Below are 543 nucleotides of genomic sequence, written 5' to 3' on the forward strand. Positions count from 1 at the left end.
GAAGTAACGCGCTTATTAAATTTGATTACACCGACACATTACAGATCAAATATGCCAATCATGGGTCAACCATGACATTAAACACACAGGGAACCGCTTATGCTGGTGTTACTGCTCAATTGTGGGGCAACTCCAGCCGTCCTGTTGTTTATGAAGTCGGTGTTGATGGTGGCGCTTATATGTTCTATGCGCAGAAAAATACCGATAACACCTATATGTTAAGCGTTAATGGTGCATGTCATGCCACCGCATTTAACCAGCATTCCGACCGGGATCTGAAAGACAACATTCAGGTGATCGATAATGCAACCGACCGCATCCGTAAAATGAACGGCTATACATACACGCTTAAAGAAAACGGTATGCCCTATGCTGGTGTCATTGCACAGGAAGCTCTGGAAGCAATCCCAGAAGTTGTAGGTTCCGCAATGAAATATCAGGACGGTGCGAGCGGATCGGAAGGTGAAGAAGGTGAACGTTATTACACAGTAGATTATTCTGGTGTTACTGGCTTGCTTGTTCAGGTAGCCAGAGAGTCAGACG

At 45.3% G+C, this 543-nt stretch carries 1 protein-coding gene; it reads left to right on the plus strand.

Features of this window, described 5'->3' with window-relative positions; translation table 11 throughout:
- The coding region (locus BEG40_RS21540; protein WP_105286081.1) for a tail fiber domain-containing protein at positions 1–543 on the plus strand (543 nt) is incomplete at both ends.

This window comes from Escherichia sp. MOD1-EC5495 (assembly GCF_002965965.1).
GTDB classification, from domain to species: Bacteria; Pseudomonadota; Gammaproteobacteria; order Enterobacterales; family Enterobacteriaceae; genus Escherichia; species Escherichia ruysiae.